16 protein-coding genes are annotated in these 16,754 nt (G+C 62.6%); 7 read left to right on the forward strand and 9 right to left on the reverse strand.

Features of this window, described 5'->3' with window-relative positions; translation table 11 throughout:
• The first annotated feature begins 45 nt into the window (after window positions 1–45).
• Both WBP07_RS28635 and WBP07_RS28640 read left to right on the forward strand, forming a co-directional pair.
• Window positions 46–501, forward strand: coding sequence for an RNA polymerase sigma factor (locus tag WBP07_RS28635; protein ID WP_395396630.1), 456 nt, complete (start codon window positions 46–48; stop codon window positions 499–501).
• Window positions 498–1,550, forward strand: coding sequence for a FecR family protein (locus WBP07_RS28640; RefSeq protein WP_395396631.1), 1,053 nt, complete (start codon window positions 498–500; stop codon window positions 1,548–1,550). Before WBP07_RS28635 ends, WBP07_RS28640 begins: the two co-directional genes overlap by 4 nt.
• A 9-nt stretch (window positions 1,551–1,559) precedes the next feature.
• Here the strand turns inward: WBP07_RS28640 and WBP07_RS28645 are convergent, their stop codons facing one another.
• The 9 genes from WBP07_RS28645 to WBP07_RS28685 form a co-directional block, all read right to left on the reverse strand.
• Window positions 1,560–4,028 carry a TonB-dependent receptor domain-containing protein gene (locus WBP07_RS28645; protein ID WP_395396632.1) on the reverse strand — a complete coding sequence of 823 codons (2,469 nt, stop codon included), beginning with the start codon at window positions 4,026–4,028 and terminating at the stop codon, window positions 1,560–1,562.
• A 449-nt stretch (window positions 4,029–4,477) separates the two neighbouring features.
• The gene (locus tag WBP07_RS28650) at window positions 4,478–5,485 is read right to left on the reverse strand and encodes an MBL fold metallo-hydrolase (RefSeq protein ID WP_395396633.1); all 1,008 of its coding nucleotides are present in this window, start codon (window positions 5,483–5,485) and stop codon (window positions 4,478–4,480) included.
• A 22-nt stretch (window positions 5,486–5,507) separates the two neighbouring features.
• A complete protein-coding gene (locus WBP07_RS28655) occupies window positions 5,508–6,596 on the reverse strand; it encodes an MBL fold metallo-hydrolase (protein ID WP_395396634.1) in 1,089 nt (362 codons plus the stop codon).
• A gap of 424 nt (window positions 6,597–7,020) precedes the next feature.
• Window positions 7,021–7,797: a TSUP family transporter gene (locus tag WBP07_RS28660; RefSeq protein WP_395396635.1), complete on the reverse strand. Its 777-nt coding sequence runs from the start codon at window positions 7,795–7,797 to the stop codon at window positions 7,021–7,023.
• Window positions 7,798–8,006: 209 nt separating this feature from the next.
• A complete protein-coding gene (locus WBP07_RS28665; protein WP_395396636.1) occupies window positions 8,007–8,966 on the reverse strand; it encodes a Dyp-type peroxidase in 960 nt (319 codons plus the stop codon).
• 90 nt (window positions 8,967–9,056) lie between these two features.
• On the reverse strand, window positions 9,057–9,479 hold the full coding sequence (locus WBP07_RS28670; protein ID WP_395396637.1) for a DUF1810 family protein: 423 nt from the start codon (window positions 9,477–9,479) through the stop codon (window positions 9,057–9,059).
• A 24-nt stretch (window positions 9,480–9,503) separates the two neighbouring features.
• Window positions 9,504–9,788: a GNAT family N-acetyltransferase gene (locus WBP07_RS28675; RefSeq protein ID WP_395396638.1), complete on the reverse strand. Its 285-nt coding sequence runs from the start codon at window positions 9,786–9,788 to the stop codon at window positions 9,504–9,506.
• Complete coding sequence (locus tag WBP07_RS28680; RefSeq protein WP_395396639.1) at window positions 9,769–10,509, reverse strand: FMN-dependent NADH-azoreductase; 741 nt, start codon at window positions 10,507–10,509, stop codon at window positions 9,769–9,771. The genes WBP07_RS28675 and WBP07_RS28680 overlap by 20 nt, the downstream gene beginning before the upstream one ends.
• A gap of 3 nt (window positions 10,510–10,512) precedes the next feature.
• Window positions 10,513–11,982: a PLP-dependent aminotransferase family protein gene (locus WBP07_RS28685; protein ID WP_395396640.1), complete on the reverse strand. Its 1,470-nt coding sequence runs from the start codon at window positions 11,980–11,982 to the stop codon at window positions 10,513–10,515.
• 220 nt (window positions 11,983–12,202) lie between these two features.
• On the opposite strand from WBP07_RS28685, the gene WBP07_RS28690 reads away from it, so the two are divergent.
• The 5 genes from WBP07_RS28690 to WBP07_RS28710 all read left to right on the forward strand — a co-directional run bounded on the left by WBP07_RS28690 (window position 12,203) and on the right by WBP07_RS28710 (window position 16,754).
• Window positions 12,203–14,218, forward strand: a complete 2,016-nt coding sequence (locus tag WBP07_RS28690) for a ferritin-like domain-containing protein (protein WP_395396641.1) — start codon at window positions 12,203–12,205, stop codon at window positions 14,216–14,218.
• Window positions 14,219–14,244: 26 nt separating this feature from the next.
• On the forward strand, window positions 14,245–14,994 hold the full coding sequence (locus WBP07_RS28695) for a glucose 1-dehydrogenase (RefSeq protein ID WP_395396642.1): 750 nt from the start codon (window positions 14,245–14,247) through the stop codon (window positions 14,992–14,994).
• Window positions 14,995–15,093: 99 nt separating this feature from the next.
• The gene (locus tag WBP07_RS28700; RefSeq protein WP_395396643.1) at window positions 15,094–15,618 is read left to right on the forward strand and encodes an RrF2 family transcriptional regulator; all 525 of its coding nucleotides are present in this window, start codon (window positions 15,094–15,096) and stop codon (window positions 15,616–15,618) included.
• Window positions 15,618–16,265 carry a response regulator transcription factor gene (locus WBP07_RS28705; protein ID WP_395398264.1) on the forward strand — a complete coding sequence of 216 codons (648 nt, stop codon included), beginning with the start codon at window positions 15,618–15,620 and terminating at the stop codon, window positions 16,263–16,265. The genes WBP07_RS28700 and WBP07_RS28705 overlap by 1 nt, the downstream gene beginning before the upstream one ends.
• Before the next feature lie 81 nt (window positions 16,266–16,346).
• Entirely contained in the window at window positions 16,347–16,754 is a 408-nt protein-coding gene (locus WBP07_RS28710) for a response regulator transcription factor (protein ID WP_395396644.1), read from the forward strand.

The raw sequence follows: 16,754 nt of genomic DNA on the forward strand, positions 1-16,754 counted from the left end.
CGCAGATCATCGCCGAACGAACGTGCTCCCGATCTTTCGGTGCATGTGCCAGCGCTGCGTCGCTACATCGCCAAGCGCGCTGCGCCTGGCGATGTCGATGATCTGGTGCAGGACGTGTTGGTGCGCATGCATGTGCGCGGGCAGACCGATCCCATCGCCAACGTGGAAGGCTATCTGTTCCAGGTTGCCGCCAGCGTGCTCACCGACCGCGCGCGCCGTGACTCCGTTCGCCATCGCAGCGCGCATTTCGAGCTGACAGAGCCGTTCCATCCGGTTGAGGAACTGACGCCCGAGCGGGTGCTGCGCGGGCGCGAAGACGTAGACCGGCTGGCCAATGCGCTGGAGGAAATGCCGGACCTCACGCGCGATGCCTTCGTGCTGCACCGCTTTGAGGAAATGTCCTACGATGCCATCGGCGAGCATCTCGGCATCTCCACCAGTGCGGTTGGTCGGCATCTGATGAAAGCGGTGCGCTTTCTGGCCGCGAGGGACCTGCCATGAGCAAGTCCATGGATCATCAGCCCGCTGATGCTGGGCCGTTCGACGCCCGCGCACTGGAGCAGATCGATTCGCCCGAAGCGACGGCGGCGGCCTATTTCAGCCTGTTCCGTTCGCCCCGCGCGACCGCGCAGGATTACGACGATTTCGAGCGCTGGCACGCGCGTGACGAGGCCAATCGCATTGCCTGGGCCCGTGTCGAGCGGGCATGGGAAGGGGCGGGCGCCATGCGCACCGACGCCCGCATTCTGGCGATCCGGGAGCGAGCTTTGGCCAACCGCCGTCCGCGCGGACGCTGGAAGCGTCCGCTGGCCGCCGCGGTTGCGGCCGTCGCCGTGCTGTCCGCAGGGGTGCTTTATCAGCGCCTTCAGCCGAGCGGTCCATCGGCGCCGGCGATTGCCAGTGCGGAAGGGCAGGCGATTTCCACGGGCGTGGGCCAGCAGGTGACGTTCCGGATGACCGACGGCTCCACCGTCACCGCGAATACGGATTCGAACCTGGCGGTGGACGAGACCGAGACGCTGCGCCGCACCGCGATGAAGCGGGGGGAGGCTTTCTTCGAAGTGGCCAAGAACCCGCGCAAGCCCTTCGTCGTCGAAGCGGGCGGGGTGAAAGTGACGGCGCTCGGCACGGCCTTTGCGGTTCGCGACCTCGATGGCGGTGTGGGCGTGACGCTGGCGCACGGTCAGGTGCGCGTCGACATGCCGGCCGCGGCTGGCAAGGAGGCGCAGTCGGCCGTGCTGAAGCCGGGCCAGCAACTGGTTTGGAGGGCCGGCACGTTCCGCATTGCGCCGGTCGATGTCGATCGGCAACTGGCATGGCGCGAGGGGGCAATCAGCTTTGACCGTGTGCCGCTGAAGGACGCGGTGGCCGAGATCAACCGCTACAGCGCACAGGAAATCGTCATCGCCAGCCCTTCGCTGGCCGCCCATCCGATCAGCGGGACCTTCCGGATCGGGGTGACGCGGGGCTTCCTCCAGAGCCTCGAACTCGCGGGGATTGCCCGGGTCGAGAACGAAAGCGCGACGCGGGCCGAACTCGTCGCGCCCTGACGTGGGCGATTATTCGAAGCTGTAGCGCAGCCTGATGCCGATCGTGCGCGGCGGACCGGTGATGACCGATCCTGCCGCATAGGCGGGGTTGAGAGTGCCGCCGCCGCTGGCGTAGAAGCGGTCGGTCAGGTTGCGACCCCAGATTTCGATATCGAGCGGCAGCCCGCCTGGCCCGCGCCACGCGATCGCCGCGCCGAGAAGACCGTAGCCCGGCTGGCTGCCGAAAGTCTCGGCGGAGCGTTCGGTGAAGCGGATCTTGCTGACATGGCTGTAGTCTGCGCTAAGATCGAGTTGCCCCAGCGTGCCTGCCAGCGGAATTTCGCGCAGGATGGACACCGTGCCGCTGAAGCGCGGCATGTAGGTGAAGCGGTTGTGGAGCGGGTCGGAGCCCAGCAGCGGCATCAGCGCGGCGGGGGCGATAACTTTGGTGTAGCGCGCATCGATCCACGATCCGCTCAGTGTTATGTGGAGGCGCGGGCCAATATTGGCGGAAAGGTCGCCGTCAAGCCCTGCGATCCGGGCCTTGGCGCTGTTGATGTAAAGAGTAATCGGGTCGGTCGAGAGGTCGCCGTCGCCGTCGTAATCGATGTCCGGGAACAGCGCGCGTTGCACCTTGTCGTAGAAGCCCACATAGGCGGCCGCAGTGTAGGCGCCGGTGAGGGAGCCCAGCGTCCAACGCCCCTTGGCGCCCAGTTCAAGGTCGGTCAGGGTCTCGGGCTTGAACGTCTGGTAGGGCGACAGGCTGCCGGCCAGCGCCGGACTGTTGGATCCGCCGGAGCGGAAAGCGCGGCGGCTGGTCAGATAGATGCTGTGCTCGCCCAACCGCTTGGTCAGCGCCAGCGTCCAGGTCAGACGGCGCGAGCGGGCTTCGGCGGCGGAACCGCCTTCGGCCAGGCAGGCCCTGCGGGATTCGGGCTCCGCTGTGGTCGAGCGCAGCGAGCAGCCGCTGATCCACTCGCCTGTGTAGCGCAGGCCCACATCGGCGACGAGCGTCTCCGCGATCGGGAACGTCACCTGGCCGAAGATCGCGGCGCTGCGAAAGTGCTGATAGGTGGCGATGGTGTAGGGCGGATTGTCGGGCCGGACATAGCGCGAGACGGCTTGCAGGAACGGCCCGGTCGGCGCGCTGTCGAGATAGAACAGGCCGCCAATGTAGCGCAGCGCGCCCGCGCGGCCTTGCACCTGAAACTCCTCGGTCCATTGGCTGAGCGCGGACCGGGTGGTGGAATCGTTGATGGCCAGCGGAGTGCCGTCGCCATCTAGCGCATAGAAGACCTGCGTCGTCCGCCAGCCGAGAATGTTGCGGATCAGCAGCTTATCGTCACCATATTCGGTCACGTTGCCCAGCGCACGGAAACGGCGCTGGAAGCGTGGCGCGATGCCGGACTGCGAGGTGCGCCGACCGAGCGTCTTCTGGATATCGTAATAGCTGTCGATATCGCAGGCGCCCGAGCCGCAGTCGTAATAGGGCGCGTTTTCCGGGCTGCGGGCGCTGCCGCCTTCGTAGACCCCGGTGAGGATCGAGGCGGCGCCGAGTTCGTTGGCGTTCAGCATGTCGAAGCTCAGGGTGGAGCGTAGTGGGCTGTCGGGGGCGAAGCGCAGGATGGCGCGAATGGCCTCGCTATGGGCATTGTCGGCTCTACCGCCCGAGAGCAGGTGCGTATAGCCTTCGCGGCGAATCCGTTGCCCGGTGATACGCAGCGAGAACGGGCCTTGGGCAGGCGGTTCTACCGCGCCTTCCAGTCGGAACAGTCCGTAGTTTCCGGCTTCGGCTTCCATATAGGAAGGCACGCCGCTGCCCGGTTGCACAGAGCGTAGCAGCACCGCACCGCTCGTCGTATTGCGACCGAACAGCGTGCCTTGCGGTCCGCGCAGTACTTCGATCGAGGCCATATCGTAAAGCGGGGTGAGTGCTGCCTGATTGGGCAGGGGCACTTCGTCCTGGTAGACCACCAGCGGCAGGCGGTTCTCGTCACTGATGGACCGGCGTTGACCGCGCATGACCAGCAACGGAGTGGCATTGGTGGTCTGGCCGGTCGCGACGAAGCCGGGTGTGATCTTTGCCAGATCGGCCAATGTGCGGACGGCCTTGCGCTGCAAGTCTTCAGGTGCCCGATGAATGACGAGGAGGGGGACATCCTCATCGAGTTCCGGCCGGCGCCTTGCCGAAACGAGGATTTCGGCTCCGACAAGCGGTGGAGGGGCGGCGGATCCGACGGGCTTTTGTACGCGGGGTTGGACCGGAGAGATCACAAAAACTCCGGGAGCCACTTGTCTTGCGGCAAGGTTCAGCCCCCGCAGTAACTTGGCCAGCGCGATGCTGGCGGGCAAAGTGCCCTGCACGCCGCGAGCGCGCCGCCCTTCCATGCCCGGAGCATTGAGCAGGATCTCCACGCCAGCCTGACGGCCGAGTTCGGCGATGGCCGACGACAGCGGTAGGGCGGGCACATCGAGGGAGGCGCGCTGGGCATGGGCCATGGTGGCGGGCCACGTCAGGAGGGCCGCCGCAGCAATTGTCCTGGTGATGCGACGAGCCACCCGGCTTGTTCCCGATAGCACGGACCACAGATTGCAGCCCCCCCATGCTTGGGCGCATCCGGTATCCAGATTGCAGACCAAGTTCAACAAAATGTCACAATTCCCGGGCCGCAGTCCATGATCGTCGGCAGACCCCTAGGATAGAAGATCTCGATCGACGCACTAGAGCAGTTTCCGATCCGATTGCATCGGATCAACTGCTCTAAGTTTTTGGTTTTCCGCGTTTTCCGATTCATCAAGTGATTCCACCTGATTAGAAAACGCTCTAGGGAGCCGGAAAGCCTGGCTGCTGAATGGGCAACGGACGACTGGAAAGTCGCGTGGAGGCGATTTGGTGGCAAGAACGTGCGCCAGGTTGACGCATCAAGACACCCGAGGTGTAGGCCGAGTCAGGGATAGCGATAGGGATTGCGATCGATCGTCGTTGTGCCGCGTGTTTGATTGCACAGGAACACAGTGCCGGTGAAGTATATGCCGGGTTCGGTGATTGTCTGGGCGAATGTATACGCCTCGCGCAGTTGTTGCACGGTCATCTCCACGGGTGCCTCATCCGGCTGCCAGGTCATGCCGTAGGCATAGTCCTTGCCGTCCTTGCTGATCTCCACATGGCAGCCCATGACATGCGTGACGGGGTGCGCATCGCAAAAGGCGATCAGGCGCTTCATGCTCTCGAACCACGGTTCCCAGAAGCTGATGTAGCAGCGCCCTCGGTAGAACATGTCTCCAGTGTAAAGGATCTGCGTGTATGTGTCGTAATAGGCGAATTCGGAGATGACGTGTCCGGGAGAGCCCCAGATCAGGATTTCTCGGCCGCCGAGATCGAGCGTCACGCGCTCTTCGGGGAAGTTGGTCATGCCCCAGAAGCCGACCATCTCTTCGTGTGTGAGACCCATGTAGCGGGTGTTCGGACGATCGGCGAACTGGTTGGTTGCGGCGTAGTGATCGGCGTGCAGGTGGCTGAACGCGACGAGCAGTTCCAGGCTTGCCGGATCACGATCATTACGTTTGCACCATTCGTCGATGCACTGATCGACGACGCCGCGCAAGTCCCAGTCGTTCCGCAGTTGTACGAAGCCTTCGTCCAGCAGCAGCACGCGGTCGTTGCCGAAGTAAAGCGGGGCGAATGGGGCTTCGTAGCTGTAGGCTTTGTTCTGTCGCAGAATAGCTGTGTGCGGGTTGTACCAGTGGACCTGCACCGGCGGATCGGTGTTGTCCATGCAGGACGATGAGCCGCAGATCCAGCGTTTTGGAAAATTGCCAGGGGCAGGCAGATTGCTTTTGAAGTCGATCGGGGCAGGGCGGGCCGCTGCAGCAGCGGAGGCCTCGCCAAGGGCCAGTCCGGTCAACGAAACGGTGGCTGTGGCGGCATTGTAGGACAGAAAAGTGCGACGGTCCATGAAGGTGCTCCTCGGGCGCGCGTCAGAAGGGGCGGGGAGGGGTGATGTTGGGCACTCCCTCCGGCCATTCGCGCGTTCGTTGATCGGGACTGACCCCGTTGAACAGCACGAAATCGGGCCGGATCAGCATCATGTCTTTGTCCTGGACTTCCCGACCATAGCGGATCGCCTCGTCTATGAGGCCGGGCTCCATCTCCAACACGCGTTCGTAAGGTTTGTATGTCGCGAAGCGGGGATAGTACTTGCCGGGCACGAACATCATCTCGACGTGACCGCCCATCACCCACTTTACCGGATTGACGCTCGCAAAGGTCTTCAGGCGCTCAAGTGAAGCAACGAAGTCCTTGTCGTTGCCGATGTTGATCTTGCCGGGAAACAACAGGTCGCCGGTGAACAGGAAATCGCAGTAGGGATCGTAAAACGAGACCCCGTCCCGATGCGTGCCGGGCGTCGGTATGACTTCGATCACACGATCGCCGAGGTCGATCCTACCGCCTCCCGAGGGCCAACTGCCCTCAAGGCCGTAGAAGCGCTGCATGACCGCCAACGGCTTGGGAGCGATTGTGGTGTCGGGGCGACCCGCGAACTGCACCAACCCCTGGTTCTGAGCGACGTCCTCGCCCGAGGTCAGCACGACGGTCAGCGGTACCTTGTCACGCCCTCGCATCTGGCCCCAGCGCGCGATGATTGCATCGACCGTTTCGCGCAAAGGATAATGCCGGGCATCGGCGGTGGCGCCGCAGTCGATCAGCAGCGCGCCTCGATTGCCGAACAGCAGGTAGGTGAATGGGGCCTCCCAGTGAACGCAGACATTCTGCCGGAGCACGAAAGTGTCCTCGTTGTACTGGACGACCTGCACGCGCGGATCACGGTTGTGGGCAGCCACGTTGGAGCCATAGGTCCATCGGAACACAAGCGCACCGGGTGCGGGGCCGGCGCACGCATAATCGTGGTTCACCGGTGCATCACGATGCAGTGGAACCGCGCTGTCGGTGTTGCGAATGCCTGCTGGATTGTAGCCGAGTGCAGGATTTCCGTTCGGATAGGCGCTGCCGGTGGCGGAAGGCTGGTTGCCCGTCATCACGGGCTTCGCGGTGGAACTCTGCGGCACGGAATTTCCCTGGAGATGAAGCTCTGGCCTCTAGACATGGGCCGATTCCAGGTGGATGATATTTGTATTACCAAATTGGTCAATGTTAATAATCACGAATCCAGTATGGTAGCAGGTGAGCTGAAAATCGAGATAGCTTGGCCGTGTCAATTTGGACGAGGACCATCCACCCTTGCAGAGATGATTGCTAAGGGAGGCGCTGACCGTAATCGGTGAAAATGGCGTGAACCTCTGGTCGGTGAAACGAAACAACCCATGTCGACAAGGGTGAGCTCTGGAATGTCGGCTTTTTCCTAGAGCTGTCCTGCATAACCGCGTTGGCGGCCGACAGGTTTGTCCCAAGATAAGCCGAACGGGGCTTGCACCGAGCAGCGCTTCGTAGAGTTTCGGGAGTTCACGACCAGCCCCGATCGTGATGGCGGGACTATTTCAGCAAGTTCCAAAGAGGATTGCCGGGATCTGCGAGGAGTTTGATTGTCAGTGCGAACGACATAACGACCAGGAGCGGACGAACACCGCGGCCGCCGAACCGGATCGCCAGCCATGCTCCAATCTGGTTTCCCACGATGTTTGCCGCAGCCATGCTGAAGCCGAGAATCCAAAGGACCTCTCCGCCGGCAATCATTGCCAGCAGTCCGGCCACATTGGTCGCCAGATTAATGAACTTGGTGTTTGCTATGGCGCGGACGAGACCGAGACCACCGAGTGCAACAAGCGCGGTTGTCAGAAACGATCCGGTTCCAGGACCAAAGAAGCCGTCATAGAAACCAATCACCGAGCAAACGACCGTCATCCCCACATGACCCAATCTGGCGTGACGATCCTCGTCGCTCATTTTGGGTGCCAGCAGGAAATAGAAGCCCATCGCAATCAGTAGAACCGGGACGAAAGCTGCCAGAAAACTCGGATTGACGTGCTGGACAGCGGTGGCGCCTAGGACAGAGCCAGCGAAGGCACACGCCGCCGGGATCGCGAATGCTCTCATGTCGATCCGGCCAGCGCGTAGGAAGGTCAGTACCGCAGATCCTGTGCCAATCGTGCTTTGCAGCTTATTGGTTGCCAAGGCCGCCACAGGAGGCACCCCCGCAGCCATCAACGCTGGAATCGTGAGAAGACCGCCTCCACCCGCCAAGGCGTCGATACTTCCCGCCATAAGCGCGATGAGAACCAAGAACGAAAAGGCTTCGGCAGTCAGGTGCATGCGGCTCCGTTAGTCGCCTCAGCCGCGTCAAGCAAACTGGGAATATACGAAGGCTGGTCCAATATGGGGTGCTGGCTGAAGCGCAGACCACAGCTGTTGGGCCCGGCGTTTTTCGGCGACACGCACGGCCTTCACTCAGCGCAGCGATCGGGGAATATCTTGGCTTCAGTTTACGGCCTAAATCACCGACCGCGCGCCAGCGCGTTCCTTCAGTTTCCGCAGAGCCGTGTTAGGACGCGCCGGGAAGGGGCAAAAAACGTCGTACCTGTCTTCGGCGTCGAAAAGTCCAGGAGGCGGTCGTAGCTGCCGGGCGGATCACCGATAAACATCCGCTCGAGCATTTTCTCGATGACCCACAGCCGCCGCGAATATCCAATGAAATATGTGCCGAATTCGCCGCGTGCAGGGCTGCCAAACGGCATGTTGTCTCGCAAGATATCGTGCTCTATGCCCTGTTCATCGACAATTGTTGCCAGCGATTTATGCGATTTGCGCGGAGCATCATCATCGTCGATTTCGACATTGTCGACAATGGTTCGACCGATGATGGTTTGCTGTTCGGTGGGGCCGATCGCGCCCCACGCCTTTAAGTCGTGCAAGTATTTCTGTACGACAACGTAGCTCCCGCCCGCGAAATCGGGATCTTCGTTGCCGACAAGCGCTGCTTCGGGAATGTCGCTTCCTACCGGATTTGCTGTGCCATCGACAAAACCCAATAGATCGCGGGCATCGAAGTAACGAAAACCCGAAACCGCGTCGATTACGTTCACAGCGTCATCCAACGCGGACAGCAGCAGCCGTTCAAACTCGAAGCAAAGGTCAATGCGCTCAGCCCGGATGTGGAACAGGATGTCTCCTGGCGTTGCAGGCGCGTGATGGACGGGCCCGTCGACCGGCTTGAACGGGCGCAGTTCGGCAGGCAGCGTGTCGTTCGACAATCGGCGCCACAGGTCGTGCCCGAAACCGACGACGCAGGAGAGGCGTCCGGACAGGTCACGGAATCCCACTGTTTTGATGAGATCGTCAATGGAGGCCACAGTCTCGCGTATCGTGGTGAGCGCGGCATCACCGTTTTTCGCAGCGACGACGAGGAAAACGGCCGATTGCGATAGCGGTGCTTCTACGCTTTGTGCGTCGATGGGCACACGGTCCCATGTTTGTTCGCTCATTCGCTGCCTCGCATTGTTATGGTGACGGTCGTAGCTTTGAATAGCAGACTGAAGGCGAACGTCACGGCGCCATGTTGAGCAGTTCCGCTGTTAGCGCGCCGTCTGAAGCCGAACCATAGTGGGCTCATCGGCTCTTCCGTCGAACCAGACCGCCAGACAGGAGCGAAACAGGGACTCGCTTGTCGCCTCTGAAAAGAGTGTAAGCGACGCGCGGAGCTTCATGGCATCGGCGGGCTCGAAGACCTCGCCCACGGCGCATGTGACGCTATGCGAAAGCGCCTCGACGCATTGGCGATAGCGATCTCCAAGGACCGGAAAATCTAGGTAGGCCGAAGCCTCATCCAGTGAGCGGAGCACGAAGCGAGGGTCAGAGTCAGCGCCCAAGTCGAGACGAGGGAAGATGACATCCATATAGGGAGCGCACATCGACTTTCGCCGAAGCATGGCAATGGCGGCTTCGAAAACCCGGGATTGGGGCTCGAGGAAGCGCTGTAGGTTGTATTCGTCGATCATGGGCAGCCTTCCTGTTTCCGGCAATCAACCGACAACGATACCCGCGTATTCGGGATGATGGCGGAAGAACATCTGGAGGAATGGGCAGCGGAGCACTACCTGGCGGCAGGTTTCCTCTACGATTTCGAAGGTGCCTTGGGCAAGGTGGGAACCGACCCCACGACCGGAGAATTCTGAGGGAACCTGAGTATGGAGCAGCACAAGCCGTCCAGCGCCATCGACGCGATAATTGATGATCGCCATCTCTCCGTCAGCAAGTGAAAGCTCGAACCGAAGCTCTCGGACGTTTTCATGTACTTTGCCCAGCATGGATTCTCTCCGCTTGTTCAGTTCCCTGAGCATAGGACGAGGCGGGCTGGTCGACAGGACCAAGGTCAGGCGAAACCTCTGTACCGTTGGCGTTGGTGGCCCAGCACTCCGCCAAATCAGCGAGTGCTTTTCGCGTCGAGCTAAGGGCGGCAGACCGGTCCGCTGGAGCCGCGAATTGCAGGGGCTGCGCGTCCACGAAATCGGGCGTGGCGACGCCGATGAAGCCGAAGGCCGCGCGCAAGGCGGGGGTAAGAGCATCCATGGGTTCGAGCGGTGAGCCGCGGCTGAGATCGGCGCCCCTGGTTGTCAGGAATAACGTCGGCCTGCCGAACAGCAGGCCTTCGAAGCTGCCATCGTCCAGCGCGCGGTACGTGAGTCCGGCCCGGACAATGTTGTCGATGAATGCCTTGAAGGTGGATGGCATCGACCAGTTGTGCATCGGCATCGCGAAGAGCAGAGCGTCGGCGCTAAGCAATCGGGCGCACAACCCATCGGAACAGGCTAGTTCCGCTGCCATTTCTGGCGTGCGCCGTTCCAGCGGCGTGTAAGTCGCTGCCGCAAAGAGGCCGGTCACGTGCGGCGGCGTTTCCACCGCGAGATCCAGATGGTCGACCGATAATGCGGGCAGGCGGGAGCGGAGCTGTTCTACGAAGTAGCGGCTCAGTTCGCGGGAGTTGGAGCGGTTGCCTTTGGGGCTGGCATCTACGTGCAGAAGTTTCATGATTTATGCCTCCACAAGATCGGATCGGCGCATGTTCCCGGTGGAAGCGCCGCCAAGTAGTTTCTCAAGCGTGTCGCAGGCGCGCTCCAGGACATTGCCGCGCAAATTGGTCACGCAGAGCAGCAGCCCGGGCGCGGCCTTGCTGCGGTCATGATGAAAGACGGACAGGGGGGCAGGAGCGATGCCGTGACGGAATGCCTCCCGGCTCAACACGACATCGTCCACGTCTTTGGGCACCGGCATTACCATTGCAAGGCCGGCGAACGATTTCGGCATGGCGTACCCGTTCAGGCGCGCGCAAAGGCCGTTGCGACGATCCCTGTAGAGCGCTTTCATCTGCCGCAAATGACGTAGAAAATGGCCGTCTGCGAGGAAGTTGGCGACAGCGAGCTGGGTGGTGAGATTGGGGGCAGGATTGAGGCAGGCCGCCACTTCGCCGAAACGCTGGGCAAGGGGCAACGGCGCCACGACGAAGCCGAGGCCGAGGGCAGGACTGAGCGTCTTTCCGAACGTGCCGACGTGGATCACCCGTTCCGATGTGTCGCCTGCCATCAAGGCTGGCGCCGCGCGCCGATCGAGCTGCAATTCGCTGAGATAGTCGTCCTCGACGATCCAGCCGCCGTGTCGCTCCGCCCAGGCAATCAGTTCTTTGCGGCGTTCGGCCGACATGGTGACTCCGGTCGGCGCCTGCTGGCCGGGCGTGACGATCGCGATGGCCGCATCGGGCGCCATCGCGATACCGCGGGCAACGTCCAGACCCTCGGCATCCACGGGAACGGGTACGATTTCAAGGCCGGCGAATTCCAGCGCCATGCGGGCGATCGGATAGCCGGGGTCCTCCATCCAAGCGCGCTGGCCCTGCAATTGCAGAACCAGCAGTGTAAGGCACAGACCGTTCTTGTAGCCGCTGGTAAGGATCACCTGATCGGGATGGCAATGGATGCCGCGCGTTATGGCAAGATTGGCCGCAATCTGGGCCCGCAGTTCGGGGCGGCCGCGGGGATCGGGAGCGGCGACCGGGGCGGAGGCATCTTCCCTGACGGCCCGCGTTCTGAGCCGTGCCCAGAGCTTGGCCGGGAAGGCATCCTGAGCGGGTACGCCCATCTGGAAAGGCAGGGGACGTTCGGAGAAACTGCGCGTGATCTCGCTGAGCGGCGCGGCGATGCTTATGGCCTCGGCGTTCGGTGTTGGCGGAACGATTGAAGTGCGCGGCTGGGCGACACGGGTGCCTGCTGCACCACATGGAACCACGAGGAATTCGTCCTCCAGGCTCTCGTAAGCCGCTTTCACGGTGCCACGCGAGACACCTAGCTGCGCCGCGAGATCGAGCCATGAGGGAAGCCGCGCCCCCGGTTCGAGCTGACCGTCGAGTATGGCCATACGCAATGTCGCAGTGATCTGGGTGGTCAGCGGTACGGGCCGCGATCGGTCGATGGCGAACGCAAGCGTCGCCGGATGGTTTGATGCATCCACGTCAGCACCTCATGGATCTGGATTGTCTCGGAACAGGCTTCGCAGGCTATGTGTAGGCTCGCGCACTGTCGAGCCGAGTATGCCCTATCCCAAGGTCTAGGGTGCGCTGCTCCATGGTTGATTTGGTACAGGCGGATTGTTCGATCTTGCGCCTGCATGCCCCTCCGTTTTGGTCATTACCGTTCATGCTTCCAATCGGCAGCATCGGCATCGAACAGACATGCAGGAAATTCAGAGCGCCCCACCGGCGAGCCGCGAAAAGCTCATGCACGCCCTCTACGAGGCTGCCGAGCTCGAACAGAACCTTATGTGCACCTACCTCTACGCGGCGTTCAGCCTTAAGGACGGTGAAGGCGAGGGGCTTTCGGCGCAGGAGGCGGAGGCCGTGACGCGGTGGCGGCGCACCATTCTGGACGTCGCGATCGACGAAATGAACCACCTCGTGGCGGTGTGGAACATTACGGCGGCGCTGGGCGGGGCGCCGCAGTTCGGCCGCACGAACTTTCCGCTCTCGCCAGGCTATCTGCCGGCGGGGATCTCCGTGAAGCTGGCGCCTTTCAGCGATGAGGTCATCCAGCACTTCATTCACCTCGAACGGCCGCAGACTTCGGACGAGCAGGACGGCGCCGGCTTCGAGACCGAGGGGCCGAGCCGGACGCCGGTGCCGCCCCGGCTCACCCCCGCAGGCTACGACTATGCGACGATCGGCATTTTCTACGAGACGCTGGAAAACGAGCTTCGCCGGCTGGTCGACGAAATCGGGGAGGCGCAGGTCTTTTGCGGCGATCCGGCGCTTCAGTTGACCTCGGCCCAGATTGTGATGGCGGGCGATCCGGTCACGGGGCTGGAAAGCGCGCTGGCGGCGCTGAAACGCATCGTCGAGGAGGGGGAGGGGGCGCCGGAGCACCTTGACGGGTCCCATTTCCAGCGCTTCATCGCAGTGCGCGAGGAATTGCGCGATTTGACCGCAGACAACCCCGCCTTTGCCCCGGCGTGGCCCTGTGCCGTCAATCCGGTGCTGCGCAAGCCGCCGCGTCCGGAAGGGCGTGTCTGGTTGGAGGATGCCGAGGCCGTCGCGACGGTGGACCTCGCCAACGCCATCTATGCCCTGGCATTGCGGGTGCTGGCCGGAACCTACCTGATTCCGGCGCAGGATCCCGAAAAGGCGCTCTATGCCGGGTGCGCTATCGGGCTGATGCACGGCATCGCCCACGTGGCTGAGCGTGCAGCACGGCTTCCGGCAGGGGCTTCCCATCCGGGCGTGAATGCCGGGATTACGTTCACGGCGCTTCGAAACGCCGCCGCGCTTCCGCATGGGCCCTCTGCTCGCCGGTTCTACGTTGAGCGCGTGGAAGAGCTGGCGACCGTGGCGAGCGGTCTCGATCAAGACGATCCGCATTGCCGCAGCGCCTCGGCTTTGCTGGGCAAGATCGTCCAGCGTCTTCAGCCGCCCCCCCCTCCGTCGGGTTCCCCCCCACCGAGTTGGCCGCCCTCGAGTCCTCCTCCAACGAGTCCTCTTCCACCGAGTACTCCCGCAATCGCGGCGGCTCCTCCTTCGCCATCGATTGTCGCGCCTCCATCATCGGTGAGCGGCGCGCCGCAGCCCGGGATCTCGGTGACCGAAGGCAAAGCCATTTCGGTCAGCTTCGAAGGGCGCCGCTGCATCCATTCGCGCATGTGCGTGACCCGAGCGCCCGACAGCTTCCTTGCCGATCGCGGCGGGGACTGGATTTTTCCTGACGCCACGGATGCGGAAGTGGTCAGCGCGGTAATCCGCGAATGCCCGTCGGGCGCGCTCCAGTACAGCCGCAACGATGGTCACAACGAACCGGCGCCGCAGGTAAACCTGATCGCCGTCCGCGAAAACGGTCCGTATGCGGTGCGCGGACAGCTTGCCATCGATGGCGCGCCCGATGGTTTCCGCGCGGCGCTTTGCCGGTGCGGAGCATCGCGCCGCAAGCCCTGGTGCGACAGGTCCCACGTGGCCTCCGGCTTCCAGGCCTCGGGAGAGCCCGAAACGCGTGAAAGCGAGGCGCTGGCCGTTCGCGATGGGCCGCTCGCGATCGATCCGGAAACCGATGGTCCGCTGCATATCACCGGCAATCTGGAAGTGGTCAGCGGCACAGGCCGGCTGGTTTCGCGCGTGACCGAAACCCGGCTGTGCCGGTGCGGTGGCAGCAGCAGCAAGCCGTTCTGTGACGGCACGCATCGCAAGATCGGCTTCCACAGCGATTGACGCTAGGATCGAAGGAGAATTCGGACATGAGCAGGCTGCAAGGCAAAGTCGCCGTCGTTACCGGCGGCAGCAGCGGCATTGGCCTCGCCACGGGGCGGCTTTTCGCGGAGCATGGCGCCCGCGTGGTGATTACCGGTCGTCGTCACGATGCGCTGGAAGCGGCGCTGGGCGAGATCGGCGAGGCGGCCGTGGCTATTCAGGGGGACGTCGCCGATTTGGCGCACCACGACGACGTGGCGCATATCGTGCGCCAGCAATTCGGCGGGGCGGACATCTATGTCGCGAATGCCGGCGTCAACACGATCACGGCTTCGCAGGACGTAACCGTTGCCGAGTTCGATCAGCAATTCGGCATCAACGTCCGGGGCACATTCTTCGGCGTGCAGAGGATGGCGCCGCTGCTGCGATATGGCGGCTCCTTGATCGTGGTGGGCTCTCTCGCCAGCGAGCGCGTGTTGGAAGGCCACGCGGTCTATGCGGGGACCAAGGCGGCGCTGGGGGCTTTCGCCCGCAGCTGGGCGCTGGAACTGAGCGGCCGGGGCGTGCGGGTCAACATGCTGAGCCCCGGGCCTACCGACACCGCCATCATCGAAAAGCTGGGTGTCCCCGAGTCGGAACTGGATGGCTTCATCGACCGGATCTCGGCGGGAATCCCCCTTGGTCGGCTGGGCTTGCCCGAGGAACTGGCCGAGGCGGCGCTGTTCCTCGCTTCGGGTGAGAGCAGCTTCGTCACCGGCGTCAATCTTCGCGTGGATGGTGGCATGGCGCTTCTCTGAGAGAGCGTTCGAAAATGCGCCGAAGGCGCATCTGCGGCGCCGGGCAGGTGCCGCTCTAAACACTTGCGCGCCATAACGTAGACTCATAATATCCACGTTATGGTGCATATAACCGTCAGCGTGGAATACGGCATGCACTCGCTCCTCTGGCTGGTCGGGGAGAGCGATCGCCCGCGCAGCGGCCGTGACCTTGCGGCATTCCAGGGCATTCCCCCCGCCTATCTACTCAAGATACTGGCAAAGCTGGAAAAAGCTGGAATCGTCCGCGCTTTCGAAGGCGCCCGGGGCGGGTTCCGGCTTGGGCGACCGGCCGAAGAGATAACTTTGCTTGACGTCGTCGATGCGATCGAGGGGCGAAAGCCGCTTTTCGATTGCCAGGAAGTTCGCGGGCGCTGCGCACTTTTCCAGCCGGAGACTCCCGCCTGGGCGGGCCATGGCGTCTGTTCCATCCACGCGGCGATGCTGCAGGCGGAAAAGGCGATGCGCAATTCTCTGGCGGCGCAGACGCTTGCGCAGATCGCCTCGTCCGTCGCGCAAAAGGCGCCCGGGACGTTTTCGGCTTCCGTCAGCGACTGGTTCGAGAACCGCAAGTCGCCAGCCCATCGCGCAGGAGAGGGCACGTGATGGACATCGCAATCGCGGCGGAACAACCGCTCGTCATCGTTGTCGATGATGATGAGGAAATCCGCATGGCGATCGCCGAACTCATGCTCTCGATCGGGCTTGAGGCGGCCTGCTATGCCTCCACGCGCGAACTTCTGGCTGAGCCGCTACCCGAACGGCCGTGTTGCCTCGTCCTCGACGTGCGGATGCCGGGCTCCAGCGGCCTCGATCTTCAGCATCATCTGGTCGCGGCGGGCAATGCCAAGCCGATCGTGTTCCTGACCGGGCATGGCGATATCCCGATGACAGTTCAGGCCATGAAGGCCGGGGCCGTCGATTTCCTGACCAAGCCGGTGCGCGACCAGACGCTGATCGATGCGGTCACTGCCGGCATCGAGCGCGATATCGCCCAGAGCGCGGAGCGGGAGAAGGTGCGCCGGCATGTGGATCGTTTCAAAAGCCTGACGCGGCGCGAGCAGCAGGTGCTCGGCGAAGTCGCTCGGGGCCGCCTTAATAAGCAGATCGCCTACGATTTGGGTATCAGCGAGATCACGGTGAAACTCCACCGCGGCAATGTGATGAGGAAAATGGAGGCCGCCTCGCTCGGCGAACTCATCCGGGCCTGGGAAACCCTGCCGTGCGAACTGCGGGAAGCGCCACAAACCTAGACGTTGGTATAGTTATAAACGCGCCAGTTTTGGCGGCACATCGGGCTGAAGAAACAACAGGCCAGAAGACAGGGGTCTCGTTTGGCATCCGCCCCAACAGTTGCGATTATCGACGATGACGAGGACGTCCGCGATGCCTTGTGCGAACTGCTTGAAGTGATGGGCTTTATCTGCCTCGGTTTCGATGGTGGAAGCGCTTTCCTCTCCGAATTTTCTTCGGGCCGGTTCGACTGCGTCATTACCGATATCCGTATGCCGGAGATCAGCGGGCTGGATGTCATCGACAGACTGCGCCGGATTGATTCGCGAACGCCGGTCATCGTCCTGACCTCCGCCATGGACGAATACAGCCGGCAGCGCGCGGAGGCGTCGGGGGCCTGCGCCTATCTCATGAAGCCGGTTGACGATGCGATGATGCTGAAGGCGCTGCAGAGTGCGCTCGCCGGTTCCGCGTTTGGCGATACCGACCCTCATTCGGATGCCGGATGA

This window comes from Novosphingobium oxfordense (assembly GCF_044029435.1).
Classification (GTDB): Bacteria; Pseudomonadota; Alphaproteobacteria; order Sphingomonadales; family Sphingomonadaceae; genus Novosphingobium.